Below are 17057 nucleotides of genomic sequence, written 5' to 3' on the forward strand. Positions count from 1 at the left end.
ATACTATATTTTTACTTACTAAAATATTTTTAATTTAAAACAGTTTTATCCGGTAATGAAACAAGCCCTAATCTTATACCTTTTTTTGATTCCGTTCCTTTCATTTTCTCAGGTAAATGGGAGCTTTACGCTAGATTGGCAAAACAAAAAAGAGATGAGTTTTGGCGAATCAAAAATAAAAATTCCCTACTTTTCAGGAGGCAGTTTCAGGTACGATACTACTAAAAAAAGCATAAGCTTATTACTTAACCTGGGTGAAACCAGTTCTTCAAACAATAATTCTGTACAAATTAGCAACGTTATTTATGAATCTGTTTCAATTGCTGAGCTGGGCGACTTATCACTCGAAAACATCCCGGAAAAACCAAATGAAACGTTAAAAATAACTATTTCAAGAGATCAAAGACAAACTTTCCTGTCATTATCACCTATAGTAAGAGAAGGCAATAGCTACAAGCGAATGAAATCCTTTTCTTACTCAACAAGCAACTCAACATCGGGAAACAGCAATTCATCTTCTTTTAAAAAATCAAATTCTGTTTATAATTCAGTTTTAGCCTCGGGAGACTGGTACCGATTTTATATCGAAAAATCTGGCGTTTATAAAATTTCGAAATCTTTTTTACAAAGCCTTGGATTTGATCCGTCAAAAGTAGATCCAAGAAGAATTAAGATCTACGGAAACGGAGGAAAAATGCTTCCATTAGCCAATAGCACTTACTACCCTGAAGATTTAACAGAAAATGCGATACAGATTATAGGAGAAAGTGATGGCATCTTTAACAACGAAGATTACATTCTTTTTTATGGTGAAGGACTCGAAAACTGGAACACTGAGAGCCAAACCAATCTTAATTTGTATGCTACAAAATCCTACTATTATATTACAGTGGCCGGCAGCGAAGGAAAACGCATCCCCAACTCCAACCAGCCAACAGGAAACAGCACTTTAGAACTAAACACTTTTGACGACTATCAATTTCATGAAATCGACAAAACCAACATTGCTCATCTCGGTCGCCAATGGTTTGGAGAATCATTTGACATTAATCAGGAACAGGAATTTGAATTCAGTTTTCCAAATATAGAAACTTCAGTACCTGTAAAAATAGAATTGAATACTGCTTCGGCAGCTTTTACCCCCACATCATTTGCCGTTGCTGCCAATGGTCAAAATATTGGCACTGTCAATTTTCAGGCATTAGTTTCTAATTCTGAACTAAAATTTTACACTCAAAAGTTAGCTTCTAACACTTCGTTTACCGGTGCCGAAAACATAAAAATAAAACTTACCTATAATAACAATGGTGTTCCGGGATCAAAAGGCTACTTGGATTACATCAATTTAATTGCCAAAAGAAAATTAACAGGCACAGGCAAACAATTTAAATTTCAATACGACTTAGCGGGCTCAACCGGAGGAATAGTGAATTATACTATAAGTAATGCTTCCGGAATTTCTCAAATTTGGGATATTACAGACCTATATAATGTATCAAAAACAGAAACCAGCAATCAGGCAACTTTTAGCTTCAAGGCATCCTTAGGAGAAATTAGAAAATACATTGCAATTGATGCTGCTGATTATTTTACTCCTTTAAAAGAAAACCAATCAAAAATTGCCAATCAAAACCTAAAAGGAACATTATTTAAGAATACTCAAAACAGCTTTCAGGATATCGACTACGTAATTGTCACTCCCAGATTTTTAGTTTCCCAAGCCGAAAAACTAGCTAATTTTCACAGAACATATTCTAATTTGAATGTGAAAGTAATCGCCTTAGAGAATATCTACCAGGAATTTTCTTCAGGAAAACAAGATATCGCAGCCATTAGAAATTGCATCAGATACATATACGACAATGCATCTTCTTCAGATAAAAAAATAAAATACCTGAATTTATTCGGAGATGCTTCTTTCGATTATAAAGACAGAATTACGAATAACAATAATATTGTACCTATATATCAATCTGTAATTAGCAATTCGACCGGAGAAGCGTCATTTGCATCCGATGACTTTTATGGTTTAATGGACAATAATGAAGGAGTTGTGGTTTCGCCTTTTGGCGGAATTGATATCGCCGTTGGCAGAATGCTGGTATCTGACAATGCTCAGGCAGGCGAAATGGTCAATAAAGTTTTAGAATACCATGACGTCAAATCATACGGAAATTGGCGAAATAATATTGTTATGGTGAGCGATGATTCTGACCAGACTTCAGATGCAACATTACAGTTTCACCAAAACAATCTGGCAGACAATATTTCTACGCAGAAACCTTTTTTGAATGTCGACAAAATCATTTTGGATGCATACACTCAGGAAGCTTCTGCCGGCGGATCAAGATATCCTAAAGCCAGAACCGATTTATTTAATGCTTTCGAAAAAGGCGCTTTAATTTTTAATTATTTAGGCCATGGTGGCGAAGATGGACTGGCAAGCGAACGTATTTGGGAAAAATCAGACGGACAAAATCTAAACAATCAATATAAATATCCTTTATTTATAACCATTACTTGTGAGTTTTCAAGATTTGATGACCCAACAAGACCAACAGCAGGCGAATATACTTTCTGGAACCCTAAAGGAGGAGCAATTTCTATGCTGACAACCATTCGCGCCATAGGACAATTTAATGCCGAAGATTTTAATGACAGCCTTAGCAAAAACCTGCTTTCTTACGGATCTAATCAATATACAAGCATTGCCGAGGCGCTCCGAATTTCTAAAAACGAGAACCCAAGTTCAGCCAGTAATGTTATTTTTTATATTGGTGACCCTGCTTTAATGTTAGCCGTTCCTAAACCGCGAATTAATTTAACAAAAGTAAATGATGTTGTGATTTCGCAATCAATTCCGGACTTTAAATCTTTGGCAAAAATTAAAATTTCAGGTGAGATTACCGATGAAAACAACAACCTTCTAAGCAGCTATAATGGTGAATTAGCCACTGCAATTTTCGATAAATTAATTACAACAACAACCCTAAATAATGATGGTTATAGCCCTGCAATGTCATTTAAAATACTGGGAGAAACAATCTTTAGAGGAAATGCATCCGTAACCAATGGTCAATTCGAATTTAGCTTTGTGGTACCAAGAGACATAAGGGTTCCAGTTGATTATGGCCGAATTAGTTTTTATTCGAAAAAAAATCAGGCTTTAGAAAACCAAACCGGCTACAATACCACCATTAAAATAGGAGGAATAAATGAAAATGCACCTCAGGACAATATAAGTCCAAAAGTTAAGTTATATATGAACGATGAAACTTTTGTATCTGGCGGAACTACAAACGAATCGCCATTTTTACTGGCGTTTCTGGAGGATGAAAACGGAATAAATACAGCAAGCGGAATCGGGCATGACATTGTAGCAATTCTGGACGGAGACGTTAGTAATCCCTATATTCTGAATGATTATTATCAAACAAAATTAGACGATTATACTAACGGAAATTTACGTTTCCCTTTAAGAAATTTAGCTCCTGGAATGCACACTATAAGCTTTACAGCATGGGATGTTTACAACAATCCGGTGACAAGCGAAATACAATTTATAGTTGTTGGAGATGAATCATTAACACTAACTCACGTTCTTAATTATCCTAATCCTTTTTCTACCTATACTCAGTTTTGGTTTTCCCACAACAGACCGTACGAACCCTTAGACGTTCAGGTTCAGGTAATGACTATAACAGGAAAAGTAGTCTGGACAAAAAACCAGGTCATCAACACAGAAGGTTTTTTATCGAGAGAAATTACCTGGGACGGAAGAGATGATTTTGGAGATCGGATAGGAAAAGGTGTTTATATTTATAAACTTACGGTCAGATCTAATTTGACAAATAAAAAGGCAGAAAAATATGAAAAGCTTGTCATCTTATAATTATATATATATTTGTATCATAAATACATTAAGTCCCTAAATGAAAAAAATATCACTACTTTTAATTTGTTCTTTTATTCTTTTTAAAGCACAGGCTCAGGACAACCGACCTATTACAACGGGAGTTCCATTTTTATTAGTTGCAGCAGATGCCAGAGCAGCCGGTTTAGCTGATCAGGGTGTAGCCACATCAGCAGATGCGTTCTCCCAGCAATGGAACCCTGCAAAATATGCTTTCTCAGTAGATAAGCAAGGTTTCTCTATTAGTTACACTCCTTATTTAACAGACTTAGCCAATGACATTTCATTAGGTCAGGTTACGTACTACAACAAAATCAACGAACGAAGTGCCTTTGCAGGAAGTCTTCGCTATTTTGGTTTTGGAGATATTGAGTTAAGAACGACAGGAGATCCAAGTGAAGCTGCCAGAATAGTATCACCAAACGAATTCGCCTTAGACGGATCGTATTCACTGAAATTAAGTGAAACATTCTCGATGGCAGTTGCCGCAAGATTCATCAATTCAAATCTAAAAATTGCCTCAGAAGATGTAGACGCTTCTGCAGCCAGTACTTTTGCAGTTGATATTGCAGGATTTTACCAATCTGAAGAAATTGCTTATTCTGACTTTAACGGACGATGGAGAGCAGGTTTCAACATGCAAAACCTGGGTCAGAAAATAAGCTACGACAATGATGACTTAAGCTCAAACTTTTTACCGGCAAATTTAAGAGTTGGTGGTGGTTTTGATTTTATTCTGGACGAATATAACAAAGTTGGACTAAGTGTCGAATTTACCAAACTTTTAGTACCTACTCCTCCGGGACCAGGAACTCCGGTAGATCTAAACGGAGATGGAGATTACAATGATCCGGGAGAAATTTCTCAGGAACAGGCAAATGCTACCAATTACAAAAACTATAATGACATAGGTTGGGTTTCGGGAATTTTTAAATCATTTGGAGATGCTCCGGGTGGTTTTAGCGAAGAACTAAAAGAGATCACTTATAGTGTTGCAGGAGAATATACATATCAGGATGCTTTTTCGATGAGAGCAGGATATTATCACCAAAGCCCGCAAAAAGGAGGCGTTCAGTTTTTCTCTTTAGGAGCAGGTTTCAAATATAATGTAGTAAAACTTGACGTTTCTTACTTATTTTCGGCATCTAAAATTAAAAATCCTTTAGAAAACACACTTCGCTTTTCTTTAACCTTTAACTTTGGCGACAAATACGAAGTGTACTAAACGAATAAAACAATAAAAATAATAACAATCCAAATTTCTACTTTTTAGAGATTTGGATTTTTTTTCCCATAAAAAGAATGAAAGAAATAAGCATTACATCATCATTTACCATTTACAACTCATTAGAAGAACTTTCAAAAGACACACAGGAGTTAATGAGTCAGGCAATTGAAATTCGAAAAAAAGCCTATGCACCTTATTCACAATTTAGAGTTGGCGCCGCATTATTATTAGATAACGGAAAAATAGTTTTAGGTTCTAATCAGGAAAATGCAGCTTATCCATCTGGATTATGCGCAGAAAGAGTTGCCATTTTTTATGCCGGAAGTATGTATCCTGATGCCAAAATCCTAAAAATAGCCATTACAGCAGCTTCAGACACGAATCAGACTACAGCACCAATTCCGCCGTGTGGTTCTTGCCGCCAATCTATTGCCGAATATGAAATCAAGCAAGATACCCCTATAGAAATCTATTTTATGGGCGAAATTGGCGAAGTTTACAAATCAGCATCCCTTAAAAATTTGCTTCCTTTTATGTTTGATAAAAAGTTCTTGTAAAAAAAAGCCAAAAAGTCACGTTTAAATTTTACTTCTTAATAGGAATGTCTTATTTTTGCATCCCGACCTTTCGGGCGCAAATTTGTGGGAGGAAACTATTTTGCGTTATAGGCAACAATTGATAACACAAACAAACTTTAGCAAAAGAAAGAATTCAGATGAAAGAAGTTACAAAAGAAGTATATTTAAAGTGGTACGAAGACATGCTACTTTGGAGAAAGTTTGAAGACAAACTTGCAGCATTATACATTCAACAAAAAGTTAGAGGTTTTTTACACCTATATAATGGTCAGGAAGCTGTACTAGCAGGTGCCTTGCACGCTATGGACCTGACTAAAGATAAAATGATTACTGCTTACAGAAACCACGTACAGCCAATTGGTATGGGAGTTGATCCTAGACGAGTAATGGCTGAACTTTTAGGAAAAGCAACAGGAACTTCTAAAGGTATGGGAGGTTCTATGCACATTTTCTCTAAAGAGCACCGTTTTTACGGAGGACACGGAATCGTAGGTGGACAAATCCCGGTAGGAGCTGGTTTAGCTTTTGCTGATAAATATTTTGAAACTGGCGGAGTAACTATGACCTATTTTGGTGATGGTGCTGCTAGACAAGGTTCATTGCATGAAGCTTTCAACATGGCTATGCTATGGAAATTGCCAGTTGTATTTATCGTTGAAAACAACGGTTATGCAATGGGAACTTCTGTTGAAAGAACTGCAAACCACACTGATATCTGGAAACTTGGTTTAGGATACGAAATGCCTTGCGGACCAGTTGACGGAATGAATCCTGTAAAAGTTGCTGAAGCAATGACAGAAGCTATCGACAGAGCTCGTCGTGGTGACGGACCAACTTTCCTTGAAATGAAAACATACCGTTACAGAGGACACTCTATGTCTGATGCACAATTGTACCGTTCTAAAGAAGAGGTTGAAGAATACAAAAAAATTGATCCTATTACTCAGGTTTTAGATGTAATTATGGATCAAAAGTATGCTACAGAAGAAGAAATTGAAGTAATTGACCAAAGAGTAAAAGATCTGGTTGAAGAATGTGTGAAATTCGCTGAAGAATCTCCATATCCTGAATTAGAACAATTATACGATGTAGTATACGCACAAGAAGACTATCCATTCACACCTCATAAACTATAATATATTATGGCCATAAAAGTAACAATGCCTCGTTTGAGCGATACTATGACGGAAGGAACGGTAGCGACTTGGTTAAAAAAAGTAGGCGACAAAATTAGCGAAGGTGATATCCTTGCTGAAATTGAAACAGATAAAGCAACAATGGAATTTGAGTCTTTCAATGAAGGAACTCTTTTACATATCGGAATTCAGGCTGGAGAAACTGCTCCTGTTGATTCATTATTAGCGATCATTGGTAACGAAGGAGAAGATATTTCTGCTCTTTTAGCTGGTGGTGATGCTCCTGCTGCAGAAGCACCAAAAGCTGAAGCCGCTCCTGCTGCTGAAGCAAAAACAGAAACTGCTGCTCCTGCTGCAAAAGCTGCAACTGAATTACCAAAAGGTGTTATCGTTGTAACTATGCCACGTTTGAGCGATACAATGACTGAAGGAACTGTAGCAACCTGGTTGAAAAAAGTAGGTGATGCTGTTGCTGAAGGCGATATCCTTGCTGAAATTGAAACTGACAAAGCAACAATGGAGTTTGAGTCTTTCAATGAAGGAACATTATTATACATTGGTATTCAGGAAGGAAATACTGCACCTGTTGATAGCTTACTAGCTATTATAGGACCTGCAGGAACTGATATTTCCGGAATTGCTGACAATTATACTGCCGGAGGCGCTGCAACTGCAAGTGCTCCCGCAACTGAAGAAAAAGCTGCTCCTGCTGCTGAAAAAGCAACTGAAGCTGTAGCTGAAACTTCAAACGGAGGAAGAATTTTAGCTTCGCCATTAGCGAAGAAAATTGCTTCTGACAAAGGAATCCAATTAACTCAGGTTAAAGGTTCAGGAGAAAACGGACGTATCGTAAAAAGCGATATCGAAAACTTTACTCCAGCTGCACAAGCACAACCAGCTGTAACAGCAACTGCTGCTGCTCCAAAAGCTGACGCTGCTCCTGCTGCACCAAAAGTATTTGTTCCTGCCGGAGAAGTTTTCACCGAAGAGATCAAAAACTCTCAAATGCGTAAAATTATCGCAAAACGTCTTGCTGAATCATTATTTACTGCACCTCACTACAACTTAGTGATCGAAGTAAGCATGGATGACGCAATGGCTTCAAGAGCGACAATCAATACGGTTCCTGATACAAAAGTATCTTTTAACGATATGGTAATTAAAGCTTGTGCTTTAGCATTGAAAAAACATCCAAAAATTAACTCTCAGTGGAAAGAAGATGCTATCATCATCAACCACCACGTTAACATTGGTGTTGCTGTAGCTGTTGAAGACGGATTAGTAGTTCCTGTATTGAAATTTACAGATGCTATGAGTTTATCTCAAATTGGAGCTTCAGTAAGAGATCTTGCAGGAAGAGCTAAAAACAAAAAACTTGGACCACAAGAAATGGAAGGAAGTACTTTTACAGTATCTAACCTTGGAATGTTCGGTATTACTGAATTCAATTCAATTATCAACCAGCCAAACTCTGCTATTCTTTCTGTAGGTGCAATTGTTGAGAAACCAGTAGTTAAAAACGGTCAGATTGTAGTAGGAAACACAATGATGTTATCATTAGCGTGTGACCACAGAACAATTGATGGTGCAACTGGCGCTCAGTTCTTACAAACATTAAAACAATACATCGAAAGCCCTGTTACAATGTTGGCATAATTTCGATGTTTATCCTGAGCAAAGTCAAAGGGTCATCCTGAACCAAGCTTAAGGTTATTTATAATAAAATCCCGTTTTGTTTATTCAAAACGGGATTTTTTGTTTAATTTTCCTCCACTAATTCAATTCTTCATAAAATGAAAAAACTAATCCTTGCCACTTTATTCCTGACTGTAATTGCATGTCAGAAAAAGGAACAAACAGAAAAAGCAACTGTTGTTACAGACGAACACAGCTATTCTAAACCAGAACTTGCCGTTGTAAAACATTTAGATCTTGACATAAAAGTCGATTTTGACACTCAGACCATCTCAGGAAAAGCTTCCTGGTTAATAGATAATGTAAGCAAAGGAAACGAAATTATCTTTGACGAAAACACACTTAACATTACAAAAGTAACTCTGGGCGATGACGAAAAAGAAACTAAATTCGAATTAGGAAAAGACGTGGAATTTCACGGAAAACCTCTTCATGTTACGATTGAACCAACTACAACTAAAGTAAATATTTACTACAGCACAACCAAAGAAGCCGTTGCGCTACAATGGCTTAAACCAGAACAAACTGCAGACAAAAAGAAACCTTTCCTTTTTTCTCAGGGAGAAAGTGTATGGTCACGTACCTGGATTCCTTGCCAGGATTCACCGGGAGTTCGTTTTACTTATAATGCAAAAGTTACCGTTCCTAAAGATTTACTAGCCGTAATGAGTGCCGTAAATCCTCAGAAGAAAAATGACACCGGAGTTTATACCTTCAAACAAGATAAAGCGATTCCTTCTTATTTAATGGCGATTGCTGTTGGAGATATCGAATTTCAATCTATCGACAACAGAACCGGAGTTTACGCAGAACCATCAATGCTAAAAAAATCAGCTTGGGAATTTGCTGAACTTGGAAAAATGGTTGTAGCTGCCGAAAAATTGTACGGACCTTACCGTTGGGGACGTTACGATGTCTTGGTTTTACCTCCAAGTTTTCCTTACGGAGGAATGGAAAATCCAAACCTAACCTTTTTAACTCCGGGAGTAATTGCAGGAGATCGTTCTTTGACTAGTTTGTTAGCACACGAATTAGGACACAGCTGGAGCGGAAATCTGGTTACAAACGCTACGTGGGATGATATTTGGTTAAACGAAGGTTTCACTACTTATGTAGAACACCGTATTGGCGAAGCCATTTTTGGAAAGAAAGAATTTGAAATGCAAAATGTTATCACTCGTAAAGAATTAGTTGATAATGTAGCAGAATATGGAGAGACAAGCCCGGATACAAGATTAAAAGTAAGTCTTACAGGAAGAAATCCCGATGACGGAATCAGTATGATTCCTTATGTAAAAGGTTATGCTTTTTTAAGAGTAATCGAAAACGCTGTTGGACGTGAGAAATTTGACGTATTTATTAAAAATTATTTCGACGCACACGCTTTCAAATCTATTACAACAGAAGATTTTATTAAATATTACAATGAAAACCTTATAAAAGGAGACAAAGCACTCGCAGATAAAATAAAAGCAGAAGACTGGATCTACAAACCTGGAATTCCATCCAATATTACTCCGGTAAGCTCTGCTGATTTCGATGCTATAGATAAAATCCAAAAAAGCTGGAGAGAAACCGGACTTAAAGGATTAAGCCAAAAAATTACAACAACCAGCGAAAAACAGTATTTTATAGATCATCTTCCTACGGATATTACACCAAAAGAAATGCAAGCGATCGATGCGGAATTCAACTTTACAAAAGGCGGAAACTTCATCATCAAACGTCAGTGGTTTGTTCAGGCAATAATTCACCAATACAAAGCAGCGAATCCTGCGATTGAGCAGTTTCTAGTTTCAATAAGCAGAACAGGATCTGTAATGATGCTTTATAAAGAAATGGTTAAAATCCCTGAAGGAAAAGTTTGGGCAAAACAAGTTTTTGACAAAGCAAAATCTGGTTATCACGCTACAACTATTCAGGCTGTTGAAGGCGTTTTGAAATAGTTTTCAGTTTTCATTCGCCGTTTTTCAGTCGCAGTTTTCAGTCTCAGTTGACAGTTGCAGTTGACAGTTGACAGTTTGTGATTTTACAATTAACATCCCCGATTATCAAACAGATAATTCGGGGATTTTTTTATCCGTTGGTATTACAATCGAGATACTCTTCTATTCAAAAATAACCTCGGGAAAATTGTCCATCACATAGCGTAAATCCTCCATGTTCTACAATCTGTAATCGTCGCACCTTTGTAATGTCAAAAGACAACAACTAATAATTAACATAAAAAATTAAATAAAATGACACGATTAACAGCATTAAACCCAGAAGAAGTAACAGGAAAAACTAAAGATTTATTCAACGCTGTACAAGCTAAACTAGGAGTTGTTCCTAACATGATGAGAACAATGGGAAATTCCCCAGCAGTTCTTGAAGGATATTTAAATTTAAGCGGGGCATTGAGCCACGGAAAACTAAGCTCAAAAACCGGAGAACTAATTGCTCTAACAGTTTCAGAAAGCAATTCATGTGAATATTGTGTAGCTGCCCACACTTTTATTGGCGGAAAATTATTAAAAACTGACGCACAAGTCCTACATGACGCAAGAACAGGAAATTCTGCTGATGCAAAAACGGAAGCGATACTACAATTTGCTAAAACATTAATTAGTAAAAACGGTTTAGTAAACGATCAGGATGTAAATGCAATTAAAAACGCAGGAATATCAGACGCTGAACTTGCAGAAACCGTTGCACATGTTGCACTGAATGTTTTAACCAACTACTTTAACAATACTGCAAACACAGAAATTGATTTTCCCGCAGTTCCGGACTTAGCATTACAAAACTAATTTTTCAAACAAAAAACAATTTATAAAGATAGTTGTGAATTTATTTCATGACTATCTTTATATTTTAAAAAACATAAAATCATGAGCAATCAAAGTGTTTTTACTTTAATTAATCCGCAAACCGGGAACCTTGCTTTTAAGCTGCTTCCGTTTGATGACAATAGCCATTTTGATCATTTGCAGCGCAATAACTATTTCTCCTTGATTTGGGTTACCAAAGGAAAAGGCAAAGTAAAAGCTGATTTTGCCGAGCATCAGTTTGAAGAAAACTCACTCCTCGCCTTTTCACCGTATCAGCCTTTTATGCTCTGTGTAAGCGAACCTATTGAAGGAATTGCTATTCATTTTCATCCTGATTTTTACTGCATTCATTACCATCAGAAAGAAGTTTCGTGCAATGGTGTTTTATTCAACAATGTCTATCAGCCGCCTTTTACCATAATTACAGAAGAAGCTGCTTCGCCTTTTAAAATGGTTTTGGATCAGATGAAAATTGAAATGCAAAATTCAGAACTGGCACAATATGAACTGCTCATTTCGTATTTAAAGATATTTTTGATCACGGCTTCGAGACTCAAAAACATACAACTCGAAGAGATGAAATCGGTTCCGGATTCTAAAGAACCTTTTATTCTTCAAAATTTGAAAGATGCTATCGAACTGAACTTCAAGATCAAACATTCTGCGGGACATTATGCAGAGATGCTAAATATTTCGGCGAAAGCCTTAGCCAAATTATCGAAAAATTACTTCAACAAAACTCTGACCGATTTAATTGCCGAAAGAATTATAATCGAAGCGAAAAGAGAATTGTACATGACCAACAAAACGGTAAAAGAAATCGCTTATGAATTGGGTTATGACGACGAACATTATTTTAGCCGATTCTTTAAAACCAATGCCGATGTTTCGCCACAATTGTACCGAGAAACAGTAGGTTTTGGAAAAATGGCAGACTAATTTTTATTTTTAGCCTCAATCCATTTTGCCATGTATTTCGTGCTTTTAAGCGTATGATGCTGTAGCAAACTTCCCATAAAATTTTGTAAACGATGACTTTCAGAATCATTCAATAATGAATTAATCGCTGCTATTAATGCCGTAGAATATTTACTCAATTGATAGCATTCGTTGACGATAGCAACTCCATTTTTTTGAGCTTGTTTCCAAAGATTTTCGTCATGATACAATTCAACCGCCTTTTTTGCAAACAATTCGGTATCATCTGTAACAAAGCCATTCCATGATAAATTGGCGTGCATCGCTTCAGAACCTATTGTTGTAGTAACACTTGGTGTTCCGCATTGCATGGCTTCCAATAATTTCCCTTTTAATCCGGCTCCAAAGCGAATTGGCGCCAGAACAACTCTCGCTTTTTTAACGATTTCGTTAGCATCTGCAGCTCTTCCCATAATAAAAAAACCATTTTTAGGCTGATGCAATTGCAACACTTTTTGCGAAGGATAAGCACCGTAAACTTCCAAAACAGCTTCAGGAAATTGCTTTTTGATCAAAGTCCAAATGGTTTCTTTCAAATATTGAACCGTATTCCAATTGGGTTCGTGCAGAAAATTTCCGATGAAAACAAAACTTTTACGTTCTTCAAACAAAGGCAATTTCACTAAATCCAATTCAGACATTTCATAAACCAAAAATGGTAAATAATACAATAAACCTGAATCTATTTTAAAAACATCTTTTAAGATTTTCATTTCAAATTCAGAAATAATAAAAGATAAATCACATCTTAAAATACTGGCAATTTCGCGCTTCGCCACTTCTTCAGACAATAAATCATGAAGTTCAAAAACCCTATTTTCTTTAAACGCTTTTTGCCTTGCCGTTCTTAAACAATGCAAATCTTCGGTATCTAATAAACGAATCGCTTTTGGGCAATTTTCAGCAACCCGCCATCCAAATTGTTCTTCGATCATAAAACGATCAAACAAAACAACATCAGGGTTTAATTCGATAATGAAATCATCAAAACTGGAATTATTAAGTTCAATTGACACTTTTTTTACTCCAGATTCAGATAAATCGACCATAAAATCGCTGTCTAAAGCCGGACTTGCAAATGTAATTTCGAATCCGTTTTGCTTAAAAATAGAAATCAATTGCATCATCCTTCCACCCGCTGCAGACGAATTTGGTTCAGGCCAAACAAAGCCAATTATTAAAAGTTTTTTTATCTGATTCATTTCAAAATATTTCAAGCTACAAAATAATGCTTTTTTGAGCGCAATCATACGATATTTCCTGATTTTTAGTAATAAAAAACACTAATTTTGCAGGAACTAAAATGCCGGGAAATTATGTTAGGATTAAAATTAGCCACAGACCCTCGTTGGGTAAATATTGTAGAATCGAATATCGAAGAAATATTAACGGATCACGCTTGGTGCGAACAAAAAGCAGCTTCAAACGCCATTAGTTTAGTCACTTACAATTCTGAATTAGAAGAATTAGTTACCGAGATGCTTGTAATTGCGAGAGAAGAATTAGAGCATTTGCAAATGGTACACGATATCATCAAAAAAAGAGGGCTGACTTTGGGCCGCGAAAGAAAAGATCATTATGTGAATGAACTTTTTAAATTCATGAAAAAAGACGGAAGCCGTAAAGATGCTCTTTGCGATCGTTTATTGTTTTCGGCTATGATCGAAGCAAGAAGCTGCGAACGTTTTAAAGTGCTTTCTGAAAATATTAAGGACGAAGAATTAGCTAAATTTTACCGTGATTTGATGATTTCTGAAGCAGGTCATTACACTACTTTTTTAGGATTTGCACGAAAATATACTGACAATATAGATATCGATAAACGCTGGAAAGAATGGATTGAATACGAAGGTTCTATCATTACCAATTATGGTAAAAAAGAAACTGTTCACGGATAAAATTCAATTTAAACCTTACCTATAAATACCACAATTTGTTATGTCTGCAAATAAAACGAAATCTATTTTATTAAAAATAGCCAAATATCTCGGGATAACATTTGTTGTTATTATAGGACTATTATTTGTGACCCCTATTATTTTTGCTGACAAAATTAAGGAGCAAATTAAAAAAACTGCTAACGAAAAACTGAGCGCAGAATTGAATTATTCTGATGTCTCAGTTTCGTTTTTTCATCACTTTCCTTCGTTGACTTTAACCTTAAATGATTTAAGTCTTAATGGATCGGCTCCGTATAAAAACGAAAAGTTCATTACTGCAAAAGAGGTTTCTTTTGGAATAAATGTAGCAAGTTTAGTATTTAGCAAAGCAGTAAAAATTGACCAGATTTATTTATCTGATTCGTTTATTAATGTAAAAGTAAATGCAAAAGGAGAAGCAAATTACAATGTTTACAAATCATCAAGTCCATCAGACCCGAAAGACAGTACTGATGCCGATGCATCACTAAAACTCGAAAAAATCGAGATCCTGAACAGTAAAATTATTTACGACGACTTATCGACTAAAGTTCATTTTGATGCTTTTGGTTTTAATTATTTAGGAAAAGGAGATTTAGCCCAAGATATTTTTGATTTGTATTCGAAAGCCAAAATCGAGAAATTAAATATTGTTTATGAAGGTGAACCTTATTTAATGAATAAAAAAATTGATGCCGATTTGATTACAAAAGTAAATGTAAACTCATTGTCTTTTTTCTTTCAACAAAACAACTTAAAAATCAATCAGCTTTTGGTCGATTTTAAAGGAAAATTCGACTTCCTGAAAGATGGTTATAATATGGATTTTGTGATTAAATCTGACAATAGCGACTTATACGATGTATTTACAGCTTTTCCTCCAAAATACATTACCTGGCTTTCTAAAACCGAATTAAAAGGAAAAACAAATTTACTTTTTACCTTAAAAGGAAATTATATTGCATCGCAAAACATTGCTCCAGACCTTAATTTAGATGTAAAAATAGACAACGGATTTGTCAATTATAACAAAAGTGCCTTTCCGGTTTCTAATTTAAATTTAGAAGTAAAAACAAAAGTGCCATCACTGAATCCTGATCTTGCTATTGTTGATGCTAAAAACGTATCGCTGAACATCAACAAGGATTACTTAAAATCTAAATTTTATGTTGAAGGTATCAATACTCCTAATATCGATGCTGACTTTAAAGCCAAAATTGATCTTGAAAAATTAATTACAGCACTGGGAATTCCTGATATTGTTTTAAAAGGAAGTTTGGCGGGTGATGTAAAAGCAAACGGAAAATTCGACCTTAAAAACAAACTTTTCCCGGTTACAAATGGTGTTATCGATTTAGAAAACGGTTATTTAAAAACTCCTTATTACCCAAATCCTATTACCAATATTACCATAAAATCTAAAATCAACAATCAAAAAGGAACTTTTGATGATTTGAAAGTGAGCCTGAAACCTACTCAGTTTACCTTTGAAGGAAAACCTGTTTTTATAGAAGCCGATTTGAGCAATTTCAACGATTTGACTTATGATATTAAAGCCAAAGGAGAACTTGACGTGAATAAAATCTATAAAGTTTTCTCTCAAAAAGGACTTGATTTAGATGGTTTTGTAAAAGCTGATTTAGTTTTGAAAGGCAAACAAAGTGATGCCGAAAAAGGAAACTACAGCAAACTTCATAACAAAGGAACGCTTGAACTTAGAAATATTGGCATAACATCAGAATATTTGCCAAAAAAATTCATTATCAAGGAAGGCGTTTTTAAAATCAATCAGGATAAAATGTATTTTAATAATTTTCTGGCTGCTTACGGCGAGTCAGATTTTAAGATGAATGGATATTTGCAGAACGTTTTTAATTACGCAACCACAAATACAGGCGTTTTAAGAGGCTCTTTTAAATCCACATCACGATACATCAATGTGGATGAATTTATGTCGAGTACTCCGGCAAATACTTCTGTAACCCAAACAAAAACTGAAACCCCAGCTCCTGCTCAGACTGAGGCAAAACAAACGGGTGTTATCATAATTCCGACGAATTTGAATCTGATTTTTACTGCTAATGCCCAAAAAGTGAATTTTGATAAATTAAACCTTCAAAATGCGACTGGAAATTTAAGCATGAATAAAGGAAAATTAAGCATGCAGAATACCGGTTTTAACTTAATTGGCTGTAATGTTGCCATGAATGCCAACTATCAGGCTGTTACTCCTCAAAAAGCAAATTTTGATTTTACTATTAAAGCTTCTGATTTTGATATTAAAAAAGCATACAACGAAATTGAAGTTTTCAGAAAAATGGCCAGCGCTGCGGAAAAAGCCCAGGGAATTGTTTCGGTTGATTATCAATTAAAAGGCCGCTTAAACGGTAATATGGATCCTGTTTATCCATCACTTGTGGGTGGCGGAACGCTTTCTGTAAAAGATGTAAAGGTGCGAGGACTGAAAATGTTTAATGCGGTAAGCAAAGCAACAAGTTCTGAATCCATGCAAAATCCTGATCTTTCTAAGGTTGACATTAAAACCACGATCAAGAACAATATCATGACCGTAGAGCGCTTTAAATTTAAGTTTGCAGGCTTTAGACCAAGAATTGAGGGCACAACAAGTCTCGACGGAAAACTGAACTTAAAAATGCGTTTAGGCTTACCTCCTCTTGGTATATTCGGAATTCCATTGACGGTTACCGGAACTCAGAATAGTCCTAAAGTAAAATTAGGAAGAAAAACTGAGGACTTGGAAGAAACTAAAGACACAGAGAATTAAAATTCCAAATTT

11 protein-coding genes are annotated in these 17057 nt (G+C 35.7%); 10 read left to right on the forward strand and 1 reads right to left on the reverse strand.

Annotated features, from left to right (window positions below):
- Nucleotides 1-55: 55 nt before the first annotated feature.
- The 8 genes from porU to ACIDC4_RS13305 all read left to right on the forward strand — a co-directional run bounded on the left by porU (nucleotide 56) and on the right by ACIDC4_RS13305 (nucleotide 12302).
- Entirely contained in the window at nucleotides 56-3892 is a 3837-nt protein-coding gene (gene porU / locus ACIDC4_RS13270; RefSeq protein WP_412043157.1) for a type IX secretion system sortase PorU, read from the forward strand.
- A gap of 40 nt (nucleotides 3893-3932) precedes the next feature.
- Nucleotides 3933-5138 (forward strand): type IX secretion system outer membrane channel protein PorV, encoded by a 1206-nt coding sequence (gene porV / locus ACIDC4_RS13275; protein WP_412043156.1) that lies wholly within the window; start codon nucleotides 3933-3935, stop codon nucleotides 5136-5138.
- A 77-nt stretch (nucleotides 5139-5215) separates the two neighbouring features.
- Entirely contained in the window at nucleotides 5216-5698 is a 483-nt protein-coding gene (gene cdd, locus ACIDC4_RS13280; protein ID WP_412043155.1) for a cytidine deaminase, read from the forward strand.
- Nucleotides 5699-5856: 158 nt separating this feature from the next.
- On the forward strand, nucleotides 5857-6855 hold the full coding sequence (gene pdhA, locus ACIDC4_RS13285) for a pyruvate dehydrogenase (acetyl-transferring) E1 component subunit alpha (RefSeq protein ID WP_173969782.1): 999 nt from the start codon (nucleotides 5857-5859) through the stop codon (nucleotides 6853-6855).
- A gap of 6 nt (nucleotides 6856-6861) precedes the next feature.
- A complete protein-coding gene (locus ACIDC4_RS13290; RefSeq protein ID WP_412043154.1) occupies nucleotides 6862-8511 on the forward strand; it encodes a dihydrolipoyl dehydrogenase family protein in 1650 nt (549 codons plus the stop codon).
- 137 nt (nucleotides 8512-8648) lie between these two features.
- On the forward strand, nucleotides 8649-10496 hold the full coding sequence (locus ACIDC4_RS13295; protein WP_412043153.1) for a hydrolase/aminopeptidase: 1848 nt from the start codon (nucleotides 8649-8651) through the stop codon (nucleotides 10494-10496).
- Between the two features lie 294 nt (nucleotides 10497-10790).
- Nucleotides 10791-11342, forward strand: a complete 552-nt coding sequence (locus ACIDC4_RS13300) for a carboxymuconolactone decarboxylase family protein (protein ID WP_412043152.1) — start codon at nucleotides 10791-10793, stop codon at nucleotides 11340-11342.
- A gap of 81 nt (nucleotides 11343-11423) precedes the next feature.
- Nucleotides 11424-12302, forward strand: a complete 879-nt coding sequence (locus ACIDC4_RS13305) for a helix-turn-helix domain-containing protein (protein WP_412043151.1) — start codon at nucleotides 11424-11426, stop codon at nucleotides 12300-12302.
- Here ACIDC4_RS13305 and ACIDC4_RS13310 read toward each other — a convergent pair.
- Complete coding sequence (locus ACIDC4_RS13310) at nucleotides 12299-13543, reverse strand: glycosyltransferase family 4 protein (protein WP_412043150.1); 1245 nt, start codon at nucleotides 13541-13543, stop codon at nucleotides 12299-12301. The genes ACIDC4_RS13305 and ACIDC4_RS13310 overlap by 4 nt on opposite strands.
- Nucleotides 13544-13657: 114 nt before the next feature.
- Between ACIDC4_RS13310 and ACIDC4_RS13315 the strand changes: the two genes are divergently transcribed.
- Together ACIDC4_RS13315 and ACIDC4_RS13320 are read left to right on the forward strand one after the other, a co-directional pair.
- Complete coding sequence (locus ACIDC4_RS13315; protein ID WP_065448101.1) at nucleotides 13658-14239, forward strand: MiaE family protein; 582 nt, start codon at nucleotides 13658-13660, stop codon at nucleotides 14237-14239.
- Between the two features lie 40 nt (nucleotides 14240-14279).
- Nucleotides 14280-17045: an AsmA family protein gene (locus ACIDC4_RS13320; protein ID WP_412043149.1), complete on the forward strand. Its 2766-nt coding sequence runs from the start codon at nucleotides 14280-14282 to the stop codon at nucleotides 17043-17045.
- Nucleotides 17046-17057 lie beyond the last annotated feature (12 nt).

The sequence above is a fragment of the Flavobacterium sp. C3NV genome (assembly GCF_046825355.2).
In the GTDB taxonomy this organism is placed as follows: Bacteria; Bacteroidota; Bacteroidia; order Flavobacteriales; family Flavobacteriaceae; genus Flavobacterium.